Annotated in this window: 15 protein-coding genes; 10 read left to right on the top strand and 5 right to left on the bottom strand. The window is 73.3% G+C overall.

Features of this window, described 5'->3' with window-relative positions; genetic code table 11:
- Window positions 1-88: 88 nt before the first annotated feature.
- A complete protein-coding gene (locus ACFUVW_RS13705; protein ID WP_430571886.1) occupies window positions 89-661 on the bottom strand; it encodes an O-methyltransferase in 573 nt (190 codons plus the stop codon).
- A 191-nt stretch (window positions 662-852) separates the two neighbouring features.
- On the opposite strand from ACFUVW_RS13705, the gene sigE reads away from it, so the two are divergent.
- The 7 genes from sigE to ACFUVW_RS13670 all read left to right on the top strand — a co-directional run bounded on the left by sigE (window position 853) and on the right by ACFUVW_RS13670 (window position 7094).
- The gene (gene sigE, locus ACFUVW_RS13700) at window positions 853-1494 is read left to right on the top strand and encodes an RNA polymerase sigma factor SigE (protein ID WP_430571885.1); all 642 of its coding nucleotides are present in this window, start codon (window positions 853-855) and stop codon (window positions 1492-1494) included.
- Window positions 1495-1529: 35 nt separating this feature from the next.
- Window positions 1530-2528, top strand: coding sequence for a zf-HC2 domain-containing protein (locus tag ACFUVW_RS13695; RefSeq protein WP_430571884.1), 999 nt, complete (start codon window positions 1530-1532; stop codon window positions 2526-2528).
- Window positions 2525-3925 (top strand): S1C family serine protease, encoded by a 1401-nt coding sequence (locus ACFUVW_RS13690; protein ID WP_430571883.1) that lies wholly within the window; start codon window positions 2525-2527, stop codon window positions 3923-3925. Before ACFUVW_RS13695 ends, ACFUVW_RS13690 begins: the two co-directional genes overlap by 4 nt.
- 9 nt (window positions 3926-3934) lie before the next feature.
- The gene (locus ACFUVW_RS13685) at window positions 3935-4315 is read left to right on the top strand and encodes a Sec-independent protein translocase TatB (RefSeq protein WP_430571882.1); all 381 of its coding nucleotides are present in this window, start codon (window positions 3935-3937) and stop codon (window positions 4313-4315) included.
- Between the two features lie 62 nt (window positions 4316-4377).
- Window positions 4378-5445, top strand: coding sequence for a tryptophan--tRNA ligase (gene trpS, locus ACFUVW_RS13680; protein ID WP_430571881.1), 1068 nt, complete (start codon window positions 4378-4380; stop codon window positions 5443-5445).
- The gene (locus ACFUVW_RS13675) at window positions 5442-5996 is read left to right on the top strand and encodes a 2'-5' RNA ligase family protein (protein WP_430571880.1); all 555 of its coding nucleotides are present in this window, start codon (window positions 5442-5444) and stop codon (window positions 5994-5996) included. Before trpS ends, ACFUVW_RS13675 begins: the two co-directional genes overlap by 4 nt.
- Window positions 5997-6005: 9 nt before the next feature.
- On the top strand, window positions 6006-7094 hold the full coding sequence (locus ACFUVW_RS13670) for a YihY/virulence factor BrkB family protein (RefSeq protein ID WP_430571879.1): 1089 nt from the start codon (window positions 6006-6008) through the stop codon (window positions 7092-7094).
- Here ACFUVW_RS13670 and ACFUVW_RS13665 read toward each other — a convergent pair.
- From ACFUVW_RS13665 to sdhC, 4 genes are read right to left on the bottom strand one after another with little or no spacing between them, the layout of a single operon-like run.
- Entirely contained in the window at window positions 7078-7854 is a 777-nt protein-coding gene (locus ACFUVW_RS13665) for a succinate dehydrogenase iron-sulfur subunit (protein WP_430571878.1), read from the bottom strand. The two genes, ACFUVW_RS13670 and ACFUVW_RS13665, sit on opposite strands and share 17 nt — an antisense overlap.
- Window positions 7854-9689, bottom strand: a complete 1836-nt coding sequence (sdhA, locus tag ACFUVW_RS13660; RefSeq protein ID WP_430571877.1) for a succinate dehydrogenase flavoprotein subunit — start codon at window positions 9687-9689, stop codon at window positions 7854-7856. The genes ACFUVW_RS13665 and sdhA overlap by 1 nt, the downstream gene beginning before the upstream one ends.
- A gap of 16 nt (window positions 9690-9705) precedes the next feature.
- Window positions 9706-10170: a succinate dehydrogenase hydrophobic membrane anchor subunit gene (locus tag ACFUVW_RS13655; RefSeq protein WP_430571876.1), complete on the bottom strand. Its 465-nt coding sequence runs from the start codon at window positions 10168-10170 to the stop codon at window positions 9706-9708.
- On the bottom strand, window positions 10170-10553 hold the full coding sequence (sdhC, locus tag ACFUVW_RS13650; protein WP_429762505.1) for a succinate dehydrogenase, cytochrome b556 subunit: 384 nt from the start codon (window positions 10551-10553) through the stop codon (window positions 10170-10172). The genes ACFUVW_RS13655 and sdhC overlap by 1 nt, the downstream gene beginning before the upstream one ends.
- Before the next feature lie 179 nt (window positions 10554-10732).
- On the opposite strand from sdhC, the gene ACFUVW_RS13645 reads away from it, so the two are divergent.
- From ACFUVW_RS13645 to ACFUVW_RS13635, 3 genes are all read left to right on the top strand, one after another.
- Window positions 10733-11866 carry a mannose-1-phosphate guanylyltransferase gene (locus ACFUVW_RS13645; protein ID WP_430571875.1) on the top strand — a complete coding sequence of 378 codons (1134 nt, stop codon included), beginning with the start codon at window positions 10733-10735 and terminating at the stop codon, window positions 11864-11866.
- Window positions 11863-13068 (top strand): amidohydrolase, encoded by a 1206-nt coding sequence (locus tag ACFUVW_RS13640; protein WP_430571874.1) that lies wholly within the window; start codon window positions 11863-11865, stop codon window positions 13066-13068. Before ACFUVW_RS13645 ends, ACFUVW_RS13640 begins: the two co-directional genes overlap by 4 nt.
- A 183-nt stretch (window positions 13069-13251) precedes the next feature.
- On the top strand, window positions 13252-14346 hold the full coding sequence (locus ACFUVW_RS13635) for a BMP family protein (protein WP_430571873.1): 1095 nt from the start codon (window positions 13252-13254) through the stop codon (window positions 14344-14346).
- The last annotated feature ends 59 nt before the right edge of the window (window positions 14347-14405 follow it).

Below are 14405 nucleotides of genomic sequence, written 5' to 3'. Positions count from 1 at the left end.
GCGGTCGACGCCGGCCGGCGGAGGCCGCCGAGACGCGACGAGGGCGGGGCGGACGCCCCGCGCTCGTCGCGTCTAGGGAACAGGTCGCTCAGCGGCGGACCGCGAGCAGGAGCCCGTCGCCGGACGGCGCCAGCGCGGACAGCACGCGGTCGTCGGAGCGCAGCGCGCGCCCGACGTCGCGCACCACGGTGGTCACCTCGTCGCGCCGCGCGGGGTCGGGCACGCGCCCGCCGTGCAGGGCCCCGTCCAGGGCGAGGACGCCGCCGGGGCGCAGCAGCCTCAGGGCCGCCTCGACGTACTCGGGGTAGGAGTGCGGCTCCGCCCCGACGAGCACGAGGTCGTACGCGCCGTCGGTGAGGCGGGGCAGGACGTCGGCCGGCCGGCCGGGGATGGTCCGGGTGCGGCCCGGCGCGACCCCCGCCTCGGCGAAGGCGCGCTTCGCCGCCCGCTGGTGCTCGAGCTCGGCGTCGATGGTCGTGAGCACGCCGTCGGCCGGCATGCCGCGCAGGAGCCAGAGGGCGGCCACGCCGGTGGCCGTGCCGACCTCGACGACGGCCCGCGCGCCGAGCGCGGCGGCCACGACCTGCAGCAGCGCCCCCGTGCCGGGGGAGACGGCACCGCAGCCGAGCTCCGCCGCGCGCTCGCGGGCGCGCAGCAGCACCTCGTCCTCGGGGACGAAGGACTCGCTGTAGGCCCAGGCTGCGGTGCGACCGCTGCGGGCGTCGACGTCGGTGGTGATGGCGGTCCTCCACGGCGGGGTCGCCGGCGGACGGCCGGCGCGGGTGATGCTGCGGTGATCGTACGCGGGAACGCCGCGGCGTGCCCGGGCGTTGCCGTGGGACGATGGTGATGATGACGACCGACCCCGCTCCCGTGCAGGACGTGCCCGAGGCCCCCGCCGAGGCGGCCTTCGGCGCGCCCGAGGACGCCGTGCTCGAGACGCCGTGGACGCCCCCGACGTGGGACGAGATCGTGCGCGAGCACTCGGCGCGCGTCTACCGCCTGGCCTACCGGCTCAGCGGCAACCGGCAGGACGCCGAGGACCTCACCCAGGAGACGTTCCTGCGCGTGTTCCGGTCGCTCTCCAGCTACACCCCGGGCACGTTCGAGGGCTGGCTGCACCGCATCACGACCAACCTGTTCCTCGACCAGGTGCGGCGCAAGAAGCGCATCCGCATGGAGGCGATGGGCGACGACGCCGCCCGCGTGGCGGCCCCCGAGGACCACGGGCGCCCGGAGCGCGGGTTCGAGCACGCCAACCTGGACCACGACGTGCAGGCCGCGCTCGACGCGCTGCGCCCCGAGTACCGCGCGGCCGTCGTGCTGTGCGACATCGAGGGCCTCAGCTACGAGGAGATCGCCGTCACGCTGGGCATCAAGCTCGGCACGGTCCGCTCCCGCATCCACCGGGCTCGCGCGCAGCTCCGCGACGCGCTGGAGCACCGTCGCGCGGAGGTGACCGCGCGGGACGCGAGCGGCGGGGCGGCGTCGTGACGGGGTACGCCGGGTCCGGGCACCTCGGGGCCTGGGTGAGCGACCTCGCCGACGGCCAGCTCGACGCCGCGGCGACCGAGCGGGCGCTCGCGCACGTCGCGGGCTGCCCCCGGTGCGCGACCGAGCTCGACGCGGCGCGGGCCGCGCACCGCGCGCTCGCGGCGGCCTGCGACGTCGCGCCCGACCCGGAGCTCACGAACCGCCTGCTCGCGCTGTCGGCCTCCATCCCGACGACGAACGGCGACCCGCTGCGCGACCGCGGTCGGTCCGCCGACTGGGAGCGGCCCCGGGCGTGGGAGCCGTCCCTGTCGGGCGACCTGGGCTCACGCCGGAGGCACCGCACCCGGCGGCTGGTCGCCGTCGGGGCGGGCGGCGTCGGCGCGCTCGGCGTCGCGCTGTTCGTGCTGGGCCAGGCGCCCGTGGTGAGCCCCGACCCGTCGCGGGTCGCGGCGCTCACGCTGCTGGCGGACGCCGAGCCGGGCGGCCACGACGCCGCCGCCGGCCGCGCGGCCACCGCCGACGCCCTCGCCTGGCTGGCCGACCACGGCTGGTCCGCGCCCGCCGCGCTGCCCGACGGGTACGCCGTGACCGCGCTGCGCACCGACGGCTGCGCCGGCACGGGCGGCTCGGGCTCCGCCGTCGAGCTGGACCTGGCCGGGCCGGACGGGACCGCCGTCGCCTGCCTGCGGCAGGGCCGGCTCGCGGACCTGGGCACGGCCGTCGCCGGGACCACCGACGGGGCGGGCGGGTCGGACGGCGGACTCGCCGTCCGCGGCCACGACGTGCGGGTGCTGTCCGCCGACCCGTGGCACGTGGCCTGGCAGTCGGGGGACACGGTCGTCGACGTGGCGACCGATGTCGACGCGGACGCGCTCGCGGAGCTCGTGGCGGCGTTCCCCGGCTCCGCCGAGGGCGACGACGCGGGCGTCCTGCGCGACATCTCCCGCGGCTGGACCGTGGTGAGCGACGCGATGACCGGAGCGATGACCGGAGCGATGTCCGACGCGATGACAGGAGCCGTCTGGCGCCGATGACCGAACCGTCCCGCCCCGCCGACGACCTGTTCGCGCCGCCCGAGCCGCCCGCCCGGGCGCCGGGGCCCGACCCGTACCAGCCGCCGCCCGCGGCGACGCTGTTCCCCGCCACGGAGTCCGTGCCCCCGGCGGGCGACGCGCCCGCCCGGGCCGACGGCGCCCCGGCCGCCCCGGTCGATGCGGTCGACGCGGCCGACGTGGCCCAGGAGGCGCCCGCGACCCCGCTGACCCCCGTGACCCCCGCGGCGGCGAGGCCGCCACGACGCCGTCGCCCGACGGCGTCGGTCGTGGCGCTGGCCCTCGTCGCGGGCGTCGTCGGCGGCTTCGCGGGAGACCGCGTGTCGGACGCCCTGGACGACGGGAGGCCCGCGGACGCGGCGCTCCCGACCTCGGGCGGGCAGGACGCCGACCGGGGCACGGCCGCCGGGGCGTCCGCCGGTGCCGACCGCCCGGACGGCTCCGTCGCGGCGCTCGCCGCCGACGTGCTGCCCAGCGTGGTCTCGATCCAGGTGCAGGGCGCGAAGGGCGCGTCGAGCGGCTCGGGCTTCGTGCTGCGCGAGGACGGGTACATCCTCACGAACAACCACGTGGTCGCCCCCGCGGCGGCGTCGGGGGGCTCGGCGGTCGTGGTCTTCGCCGACGGCCGCAAGCGCGACGCCGAGGTGGTGGGCCGCACCGCGGACTACGACCTGGCCGTGGTGAAGGTCGACGCCGACGGCCTGGAGCCGCTGGTCCTCGGCGACTCCGACGCGGTGGTCGTCGGCGACCCGGTGCTCGCCGTCGGCGCTCCGCTGGGACTGGACTCCACGGTGACGACCGGCATCGTCAGCGCCCTGCACCGGCCGGTGCAGGCGGGCGAGGGCAGCGGGGGAGGCGCCACGACGGCGTTCATCGACGCGATCCAGACCGACGCCGCGATCAACCCGGGCAACTCCGGCGGCCCGCTGATCGACGCCGACGGCGAGGTGGTCGGGATCAACTCGGCCATCGCGCAGCCGCCGGGCGCGATGTCCGCCACCGGCAGCATCGGCCTGGGCTTCGCGATCCCCGCGTCCCAGGCGCGCCACACGGCCGAGCAGCTCATCGAGACGGGGCACGCGACGTACCCGGTGATCGGGGCGCTGCTCGACACGACCTACACGGGCGAGGGGGTGCTGGTCTCCGCCGCGTCCCAGCAGGGCCAGCCGGCCGTCACCCCCGACGGCCCGGCCGACCGGGCCGGCATCCGCCCCGGCGACGTCATCCTGGAGATCGACGGCCGGCCCGTGACCGTGAGCGACGCGCTCATCGTCGCGATCCGCGCCCGCCAGCCCGGGGACGCGGTGACGCTGCGCGTGCGCACCGACGGCGAGGAACGGGACGTCCGGGTGGTGCTGCAGGAGCGCGAGAGCGAATAGGCTGTCCGCGTGTTCGACATCAACGGCGGTGAGCTCCTCGTCATCGTGGTGCTCGCCGTCCTGCTCATCGGGCCCGAGCGCCTCCCCGGGTATGCCGCCCAGCTGGCCTCGCTCGTGAAGCGGGGCAAGCGCCTGCTGCAGGACACCAAGGCGCGTGTGGACACCGAGCTGGGGCCGGAGTTCAAGGACGTGGACTGGTCCAAGCTCGACCCGCGCCAGTACGACCCCCGCCGCATCGTGCGCGAGGCGCTCATGGACGACGACGACGGTCCGGACCCCGCGCCCCGGGCCGCCGCCGCGGCGGGCGGCACCGCCACGGCCGCGGCGACCAGCGCCTCCGGCGAGCGCCGTGCCGCCGTGCCCGCCCCGTTCGACGACGAGGCCACCTGACCCGTCCGGCCGAGGGCGGACGCGTTTCCGAGCCGCCCGGCCGACCTGCCACAATGGACGCCATGTCCGACGTCGCCACCTCACCGTCCCTCCAGCGCGGAGCGTCCGCGCCGGGACTGCCCCGCATCTTCTCCGGCATGCAGCCGACCGACGGGTCGCTGCACCTCGGGAACTACCTGGGCGCCCTCGCCCAGTGGGTGGCGCTCCAGGACGGCCACGAGGCGCTGTACTGCGTCGTCGACCTGCACGCCCTGACGGTCAACCCGGACCCGGCGGCGCTGCGCGAGCGCACCCGCCGCACCGCCGCCCAGTACCTGGCCGGCGGCATCGACCCCGAGCGGTCCATCCTGTTCGTGCAGTCGCACGTCGCCGAGCACGCGGAGCTGGCGTGGCTCCTGTCGTGCCAGACCGGGTTCGGCGAGGCCGGCCGCATGACGCAGTTCAAGGACAAGTCCGCCAAGCAGGGCTCCGAGGGCACCACGGTGGGCCTGTTCACGTACCCCGTCCTCATGGCCGCGGACATCCTGCTCTACGACACGGCGCTCGTGCCGGTCGGCGAGGACCAGCGCCAGCACCTCGAGCTCACCCGCGACCTCGCGGATCGGCTGAACGCCCGTTTCGGCGAGGGCACCGCGGTCGTCCCCGAGGCGCACATCGTCAAGGCCGTGGCGAAGATCCAGGACCTGCAGGAGCCGACGGCGAAGATGAGCAAGTCGAACGCCGGCGGCAAGGGCGTCATCTGGCTGCTCGAGGACCCGAAGAGGGCCGTCAAGGCGATCAAGTCGGCGGTGACCGACGCGGACGAGACGTACGGCGTGCGGTACGACCCGGTGGCCAAGCCGGGCGTCTCCAACCTGCTCACGATCTTCTCGGCCGTGACCGGCCGCGGCGTCGACGAGATCGCCGCCGAGTACGACGGCCGCGGCTACGGCTACCTCAAGGTGGACCTCGCCGACGCCGTCGTCGCCTTCCTCGAGCCGTTCCAGGCGCGGGCGCAGACCTACCTGTCGGACCCGGCCCAGCTCGACAAGGTGCTCGCCGACGGCGCGGAGCGCGCGCGGGAGATCGCGCGCCCCGTGCTCGACCGGGTCTACGACCGGTTCGGCCTGCTGCCCCGAGGCGCCCGGTGAACCTCCCCGACCGCGGCCCGGCCCAGGTGCGGATCGGCGTCGCCATCGCGGTGCCTGAGCCGTACGGCACGCAGCTGCAGGAGGCCCGCGCCTCGCTCGGCGACCCGCTGGCCCACGCCATCCCGCCGCACATCACGGTGATCGGCCCCACTGTCGTCGACGAGTCCGTGCTGGACGCCGTCGTCGAGCACCTGGAGAAGGTCGCGGCCGAGACCGCGCCGTTCCGGGTGCACCTGCGCGGGGCCGGCACGTTCCGCCCGATCTCGCCCGTGGTGTTCGTGGCCCTCGCCGAGGGCATCGCGGAGTGCGAGCAGCTCGAGACCGCCGCCCGCTCGGGCGTGCTGGCCCAGGAGCTGCGGTTCAACTACCACCCGCACGTGACCGTCGCGCACGAGGTCTCCGAGGCCGACCTGGACCGCGCCTTCGTCGAGATGGCGGACTTCGACGGCGTGTTCGAGGTCGACCGCCTGTGGCAGTACGAGCACGGCGACGACGGCGTGTGGCGCCCGCAACGCTCCTTCCGGCTCGCGGGGGAGCACCCCGCTCCCTAGGGTCGCGGTGTGAACGACCGACTCGAGCGCGCCAGGGAGCGTTCCCTGACCGTCTACGAGTGGTTCAAGAGCCTGCGCCCCGTGCGCTCGTGGTACTGGTACGTCGACCGCCGCGGGGCGCTCCTGTGCGGCGGCATCGCCTACACGGCGATCTTCTCGCTGTTCGCGGCGCTGACCATCGGCTTCACGGTGTTCTCGCGGGTGCTGGCCGGGCGGCAGGAGCTGCAGGACGAGGTCTTCGAGCAGATCAACGACTGGCTCCCGGGCCTGATCAAGACCTCCGATGACCCGGAGGGCGTCATCGCGCCCAGCGACCTGGTGCTCACCTCCGTCGTCTCGTGGGCCAGCGTGATCGCCGCGGTCGTCTTCCTCTGGACCGCAATTGGCTTCATGCGGGCGCTGCGCATCTCCGTGCGGTCGATGTTCGACCAGCCCGTCGTGGGCGTCAGTCCCGTGCTGTCGAAGATCTGGGAGCTGCTCGGGTTCGTCATCCTCGGGGCGATGATCGTGGCCTCCGCGGGGGCGAGCATCCTCGCGCAGACGTTCAGCCGACAGATGCAGGCGTGGTTCGGCAGCTCGTACCTGCTCGCCCAGCTGACCGCGCTCGGCACCGCCGTGGTGGGCGTGCTGCTCGACGCGCTGCTCGTCTACCTCATCGTCCGGGTCGTCGCCCGCGTGCGTCCGCGCCGGAGGCGAGACTTCGTGCTGGGCTGTCTCGGCGCCGGCGTCGTGGCCGGCGTGCTGCGCTGGCTGGGCACGTCGGTCGTGGCCGCCGGAGCGGAGCGGAACGCCCTGCTCGCGGCGTTCGCGGGCCTCGTGACCGTGCTGGTGCTGGTGAACTTCGTGGCCCGGGTGCTGCTGCTGATGTGCGCCTGGGTGTACGACCCGCCCCGGCTGGACGAGATCGCCCGTGCGGAGGCGGAGGTCGCCGCGATGCGGGACGCGGCGGAGATCGAGCGCGTCGTGCGTCGCGGGCAGGGCTCCGGAAAGCCGTGGAGCCCCGTCGTACGCGGGGTACGACGGGGCTCCTACGCCATGCGGATGTCCAGCGTGCGCCGGGTGGGCCGCGGCGGCCGGGAGGTCAGAACGCGCGCGTGATCATGGCGCGCTTGACCTCCTGGATCGCCTTGGTGACCTCGATGCCGCGCGGGCAGGCCTCGGTGCAGTTGAAGGTCGTGCGGCAGCGCCACACGCCCTCCTTGTCGTTGAGGATCTCCAGGCGCTGGGTGGCGCCCTCGTCGCGGCTGTCGAAGATGAACCGGTGCGCGTTGACGATCGCGGCCGGGCCGAAGTACTGGCCGTCGGTCCAGAACACGGGGCAGGACGACGTGCACGCCGCGCACAGGATGCACTTGGTGGTGTCGTCGAAGCGCTCGCGGTCCTCCGCGGACTGCAGGCGCTCGCGCGTCGGCTCGTTCCCCGAGGTGATGAGGAACGGCATGATCTCGCGATAGGAGGCGAAGAACGGCTCCATGTCGACCACGAGGTCCTTGACGACGGGCAGGCCCTTGATGGGCTCGACCGTGATCGGCTTGTCCGGGTTGACGTCCTTGAGGAGCGTCTTGCAGGCGAGCCGGTTGCGGCCGTTGATCCGCATCGCGTCGGAGCCGCACACTCCATGAGCACACGAGCGACGGAAGGTCAGCGACCCGTCCTGCTCCCACTTGATCATGTGCAGGGCGTCCAGGACGCGGTCGGTGCCGTGCGCGGTGACGGTGAAGTCGTCCCAGGTCGACTCCTCGCCGTGCTCGGACTCGGGGTTGTAGCGCCGGATGCGCAGCGTGACCTCGAACGAGGGGATCGCGCCCACCTCGGGCTTCGGCGACTCCGTCGCGGGGTTCTCGAGAACAGCAGTCATCAGTACTTCCGCTCCATCGGCTCGTAGCGCGTCTGGGTCACGGGCTTCGACCCCAGGACGACCTTGTAGTCCCCGAAGTCCTCGACGTGGTCGAAGTAGCCCGGGACGTGGCCGTCGCCGGCGTCGGGGGCCGACGTCGGACGGCGGTACGCCATCGTGTGCAGCATGTAGTTCGCGTCGTCGCGGTTCGGGTAGTCCTCCCGGTAGTGACCGCCGCGCGACTCCTTGCGGTTGATCGCCGCGACGACCGTGACCTCGGCGATGTCGAGCAGGAAGCCGAGCTCGATGGCCTCGAGGAGGTCGGTGTTGAACAGCTTGCCCTTGTCCTGCACCGAGACGTTCCGGTAGCGCTTCTGCAGCTCGCGGATCGTGGCGAGCGCCTCGTTGAGCGAGTCACCGGTGCGGAAGACCTGGGCGTTCGCGTCCATGGTCTCCTGCAGGGCCTTGCGCACGTCGGCCACGCGCTCGCCGTCGGGGCGGTCGCGCATCTCGGCCAGCTGCGCCTCGACGCGGGCGGTCGGGTTCTCGGGGAGCTCCCGGTGCTGGGCGACCGTCTTCGCGTAGGCGGCGGCGGAGCGGCCGGCGCGCTTGCCGAAGACGTTGATGTCGAGCAGCGAGTTGGTGCCGAGGCGGTTCGAGCCGTGCACGGACACGCACGCGACCTCGCCGGCCGCGTACAGGCCCTTGACGACGTTGTGGCTGTCGCGCAGCACCTCGCCCTGGACGTTGGTCGGCACGCCGCCCATCGCGTAGTGCGCCGTCGGGTAGACGGGCACCGGCTCGGTGTACGGCTCGATGCCGAGGTAGGTGCGCGCGAACTCGGTGATGTCCGGGAGCTTCGCGTCGATGTGCGCGGGCTCCAGGTGCGTGAGGTCCAGCAGCACGTAGTCCTTGTTCGGACCGGCACCGCGGCCCTCGCGCACCTCGTTGGCCATCGAGCGGGCGACGATGTCGCGCGGCGCGAGGTCCTTGATGGTGGGGGCGTAGCGCTCCATGAAGCGCTCGCCGTCGGAGTTGCGCAGGATGCCGCCCTCGCCGCGCGCCGCCTCCGACAGGAGGATGCCGAGGCCCGCGAGGCCCGTCGGGTGGAACTGGAAGAACTCCATGTCCTCCAGCGGCAGGCCGCGGCGGTACGCCAGCGCCATGCCGTCGCCCGTGAGGGTGTGCGCGTTCGACGTCGTCTTGAAGATCTTGCCCGCGCCGCCGGTGGCGAAGATGATCGCCTTCGCCTGGAACACGTGGATCTCGCCGCTCGCCAGGTCGTAGGCGACGACGCCGGTCGCGTTGACCTCGGCCCCGTCCTCGAGCTGTTCGGTGGTGAGGTCGTGGTCCGTGAGCAGGTCCAGCACGTAGAACTCGTTGTAGAACTCGACGTTCTGCTTCACGCAGTTCTGGTACAGCGTCTGCAGGATCATGTGGCCGGTGCGGTCCGCGGCGTAGCAGGCGCGGCGCACCGCGGCCTGGCCGTGCTCGCGGGTGTGCCCGCCGAACCGGCGCTGGTCGATGCGGCCCTCGGGCGTGCGGTTGAACGGCAGGCCCATCTTCTCCAGGTCGAGGACCGAGTCGATGGCCTCCTTCGCGAGGATCTCCGCCGCGTCCTGGTCGACCAGGTAGTCACCGCCCTTGACGGTGTCGAACGTGTGCCACTCCCAGTTGTCCTCCTCGACGTTCGCGAGGGCCGCCGCCATGCCGCCCTGGGCGGCACCGGTGTGGGAGCGGGTGGGGTAGAGCTTCGAGATGACCGCGGTGCGGGCCTCGCCGGAGGCCTCGAGCGCCGCGCGCATGCCGGCGCCGCCTGCGCCGACGATGACGACGTCGTACTGATGTGTCTGCATCGGGGGGTGCCTGTCCTTAGTTCGAGAAGCAGATCGACGGCAGGAGCTCGGCCGGGCTGCCCGGCGGGCAGGGGTTGAACGTGAAGATCACGAGGGTGCCGAGCACGACCACGATCGTGAACGCCAGGTACAGCAGCACCTTGAGCACGCCGCGGGTGGAGTCCTTCTGGGCGTAGTCGTTGATGATCGTGCGCACGCCGTTGGTCCCGTGGATCATCGCGAGCCACAGCATCAGCAGGTCCCAGATCTGCCAGAAGGGGCTGGACCACTTGCCGCCGACGAAGGCGAAGTCGATCGCGTGCACGCCCTCGCCCACCATGAGGTTGACGAACAGGTGGCCGAAGATCAGCACGATCAGCACGACGCCGGACGCCCGCATGAAGACCCAGCTGTACAGCTCGTAGTTGCTGCGGGTCGTCTTGCGGCGGGCGTAGGGCGAGCGAGGGGGAGCGATCGCGGAGCCGCTCTGTGTCGTGGCCATCAGTGCCCACCTCCGAAGACGTTCATCAGGTGCCGCGGCAGGAAGCCGGCCATGGTCACGACGAACAGGCCGACGACGACCCAGAGCATGGTCCGCTGGTACTTCGGGCCCTTGGCCCAGAAGTCGACGAGGATCACGCGGATGCCGTTGAACGCGTGGAAGACGATCGCGGCGACGAGGCCGGCCTCCCCGAGTCCCATGATCGGCGTCTGGTACGTCCCGATGACGGCGTTGTAGGCCTCGGGTGACACCCGGACGAGAGCCGTGTCCAGGATGTGCACGAGGAGGAAGAAGAAGATGAGCACGCCGGTCACGCGATGCGCGACCCAGGACCACATGCCTTCACGGCCGCGGTAGAGCGTGCCAGCAGGTGCTGTAGGCACGGGGGGAGCCTCCGTTGGCGGATTCTGTGTGGATTCCGTTCACGGTCACTGTAGTGACATCCGGTCGTCTCGCGGCACACGAGGTCCGGCAAACCGGGACGGTCCGGTGGCTTTCGTGACCTATTCCACAGGGTTGACGTCGCCGACGGCCCGGCCGTCAGCACGCCTATGCTGCGGGGATGAGCACTGCGGCGCCCCCCTCCCGTCCCTCGGTCCCCGGGTTCTACGCCGTGGTTCCCGCCGGAGGCGCCGGCACCCGCCTGTGGCCGCTGTCCCGGGCGGGCGCGCCCAAGTTCCTGCACGACCTCACGGGCGCGGGGCGCACGCTGCTGCAGGGCACCGTCGACCGCCTGCGGCCGCTGGCCGGCGGCGGGGTCGTGCTCGTCACGGGCGAGCCGCACGTCGAGGCCGCGCGCGAGCAGCTGCCCGAGCTCGCCGACGACGCCGTGCTCGCCGAGCCGTCCCCGCGCGACTCGATGGCGGCGATCGGGCTGGCCGCCGCGGTGCTCGAGCACCGGCACGGGGACGTCGTCGTCGGGTCCTTCGCCGCGGACCAGGTGGTCTCCGGCGCGGCGTCGTTCGACGCCGCGGTGCGGGAGGCCGTCGAGGCCGCGCGCGCCGGCTACGTCGCGACGATCGGCATCGCCGCCTCGCGCCCCTCCGTGGCGTTCGGCTACGTGCGCAGCGGCGACCCGCTGGGCGTCGAGGGCGCGCCGAGCGCCCTGCACGCGCGCGGCTTCACGGAGAAGCCCGACGCCGCGACCGCGCGCGAGTACGTCGCCTCCGGCGAGTACCGCTGGAACGCCGGCATCTTCGTGGCGCGCTCCTCGGTCCTGCTGCGGCACCTGGCGACGCACCGCCCCGCGCTGCACGACGGGCTGCGGGAGATCGCCGCCGCCTGGGACACGCCGGACCGCGCGGCCGTGGTCGCCCGGGTGTGGCCCGGCCTGGAGAAGATCGCGATCGACCACGCCGTCGCGGAGCCCGTCGCGGCCGAGGGCGGCGTCGCCGTCGTGCCCGGCACGTTCGGGTGGGACGACGTCGGCGACTTCAACTCGCTCGCCGCGCTGCTGCCGTCGGACGACGAGGGCGGCTCCAAGGTGCTGGGCGACCCGGCCGACGTGGTGCGCGTGCAGTCCGCCGGGGCGGTCGTCGTGCCCGGCGGGGACCGGGTGGTCGCGCTGCTCGGCATCGACGACGTCGTCGTGGTGGACACGCCCGACGCGCTGCTGGTCACGACCCGGGCCCGCGCGCAGCAGGTCAAGGACATGGTCGACGCGATGCGCGCCCACGGCCGCGAGGACGTCCTGTGAGCGCCCGGGAGGCGGCCGTCGGCGCACCCGGGGCGCGGCTCGACGAGATCGTGGCGGGGCTCGAGGCCGAGCTGGTGGAGATCCGCCGCGACGTGCACGCGCACCCCGAGCTCGGCCGGCAGGAGGTGCGCACCACCGCGCTCGTGGCCGACCGGCTGCGCGCCGCGGGCCTCGAGCCGACGCTGCTCGAGGGCACCGGCCTGGTCTGCGACGTCGGCCCCGACCGGTCGCCCGACGGGCTGGGCCGGGTGGCGCTGCGCGCGGACATCGACGCGCTGCCCCTCGACGACTCGTGCGGGCTGCCGTTCCGCTCGGTGGTGCCGGGCGTGGCGCACGCCTGCGGGCACGACGTGCACACCACGGTGGTGCTGGGCGCGGGCCTGGCCCTCGCGGCGCTGCACGACGAGGGCCTGCTCGAGCGCGGCGTGCGGCTGGTCTTCCAGCCCGCCGAGGAGGTCATGCCCGGCGGTGCGCACGACGTCATCGCGCAGGGCGTGCTCGACGGCGTGGACCGCATCGCCGCCGTGCACTGCGAGCCCAAGCTGGACGTCGGGCAGATCGGCACCCGCATCGGCCCGATCACGTCCGCGTCGGACACGGTCACGGTGACCCTGTCGTCGTCGGGCGGGCACACCTCGCGGCCGCACCTGACGGGCGACGTGGTGTACGCCCTGGGGCAGGTCATCACGCAGGTGCCCGCGGTGCTCGGCCGCCGGCTCGACCCGCGCTCGGGCGTCAACCTCACCTGGGGCGCGGTGCACGCGGGCAACGCCCACAACGCCATCCCCGCCACGGGCACGGTCGGCGGCACGCTGCGCTGCCTCGACGTGCGCGCGTGGGAGCGCGCCGGGCAGGTGCTGCACGACGCGGTGGAGCAGGTCGTGGCGCCGTACGAGGTGGACGTCACCGTGCGGCACGCGCGCGGCGTCCCGCCGGTGGACAACGACGCGGCCGTGACGGGCGCGCTCGAGGCGGCGGGCGCGGCGGTGCTCGGCCCCGAGGGCGTGCTACTCACCGAGCAGTCGCTCGGCGGCGAGGACTTCGCCTGGTACCTCACCAAGGTGCCGGGGGCGATGGCCCGGCTCGGCACCGGGACGCCGGGGGAGCGGCGCTACGACATCCACCAGGGGGACCTCGTCGTGGACGAGCGGTCGATCGCCGTCGGTGCCCGGTTGCTGGGACGTTTCGCGCTGCAGCCGTGAGACGCCGGAAAGTGACCGGCGTGTTGCCGGAGGTTCCGGTGGTCGGGGGCGTCGATACCGCTTCGGTAACGACTCCTGCGGGTTCGTCGCCTGCGGTTCTCGGTGGGGTCGCCGGTGGCTAGGCTTCACGTCGGTGACGGGCCGGACGATCCTGGCCCGACGAACGATCGACAGGAGCGACAGGTGAAGAGAGCGATCAAGCTCACCGCCCTCGCCGGCGTCGCCGCGCTCGCGCTGGCGGCCTGTGCGGAGGCACCCGAGGAGTCCGGCGACGGCGGCAACGCGGGCGCGACGAGCGACTTCAAGCCGTGCATCGTCTCGGACCAGGGCGGGTTCGACGACAAGAGCTTCAACCAGCTCAGCTACGAGGGCGTCGTGCAGGCGGCCGAGGAGCTCGGCACCCAGGCCGTCGAGGTCCAGTCGCAGTCCGAGAGCGACTTCAAGCCGAACCTCGAGTCGCTCGTCGGGCAGAACTGCGACGCCATCGTGTCGGTCGGCTTCGCGCTCTCCGCCGCGACGATCGAGTCGGCCACGGCGAACCCGGAGACGCACTACATCATCGTCGACGACGCCGCGGACGCGGACTTCGACGGCAAGGCCGACGCCGAGAACATCAAGCCGCTGCTCTACGACACGGCGCAGGCCGCGTTCCTCGCCGGCTACCTCTCCGCGGGGTACTCCGAGACGGGCAAGGTCGGGACCTTCGGCGGCCAGCCGTTCCCGACGGTCACGATCTTCATGGACGGCTTCAAGCAGGGCGTCGAGTACTACAACGAGACCAAGGGCACCAAGGTCGAGGTCGTCGGCTACACCGGCGGCGAGGAGGGCTCGTTCACGGGCGGCTTCGAGGCCAACGAGACCGCGAAGACGACCGCGCAGAACATCATCGACCAGGGTGTCGACGTGCTCCTGCCGGTCGGCGGTCCGATCTACCAGTCCGCGATCGCCGCGATCCAGGACTCCGGCAAGGACATCGCGCTCGTCGGCGTCGACGCCGACTTCTACGAGACCGACCCGTCCACGCAGGACTACGTCCTCACCTCGATCCTCAAGCGGATGGACGTCTCGACCTCCGAGGCGGTGCTCGCCGCCGGCCAGGGCAACTTCGACCCGACGCCGTACGTGGGCACCCTCGAGAACGACGGCGTGGGGCTCGCCCCGCTGCACAACTTCGAGGACAAGGTCGACCCCGCCCTCATGGACGAGGTCAACGCCCTCAAGGAGCAGATCATCGCCGGCGACGTGACGGTCGAGTCGTACCTCTCCGGCCAGGAGTGACCGGCTCCTCGACACACCGGTGACGCTCGTGCGCGGGCCCGCGGGAACGACCCCGGGCC

Origin of the sequence: Isoptericola sp. NPDC057391, assembly GCF_042668085.1 — a bacterium.
GTDB lineage: Bacteria > Actinomycetota > Actinomycetes > Actinomycetales > Cellulomonadaceae > Isoptericola.
Note: the sequence above shows the minus strand (reverse complement) of the source record. Positions and strands in the feature narration are given on the sequence as shown.

What these genes read in the sequence shown, in the direction of transcription:
- ACFUVW_RS13655 (WP_430571876.1), bottom strand. Translation starts at nt 10,170, where the DNA reads ATGGCCACGACACAGAGCGGCTCCGCGATCGCTCCCCCTCGCTCGCCC.
- sigE (WP_430571885.1), top strand. Translation starts at nt 853, where the DNA reads ATGACGACCGACCCCGCTCCCGTGCAGGACGTGCCCGAGGCCCCCGCC.
- trpS (WP_430571881.1), top strand. Translation starts at nt 4,378, where the DNA reads ATGTCCGACGTCGCCACCTCACCGTCCCTCCAGCGCGGAGCGTCCGCG.
- ACFUVW_RS13665 (WP_430571878.1), bottom strand. Translation starts at nt 7,854, where the DNA reads ATGACTGCTGTTCTCGAGAACCCCGCGACGGAGTCGCCGAAGCCCGAG.
- sdhA (WP_430571877.1), bottom strand. Translation starts at nt 9,689, where the DNA reads ATGCAGACACATCAGTACGACGTCGTCATCGTCGGCGCAGGCGGCGCC.
- ACFUVW_RS13645 (WP_430571875.1), top strand. Translation starts at nt 10,733, where the DNA reads ATGAGCACTGCGGCGCCCCCCTCCCGTCCCTCGGTCCCCGGGTTCTAC.
- ACFUVW_RS13690 (WP_430571883.1), top strand. Translation starts at nt 2,525, where the DNA reads ATGACCGAACCGTCCCGCCCCGCCGACGACCTGTTCGCGCCGCCCGAG.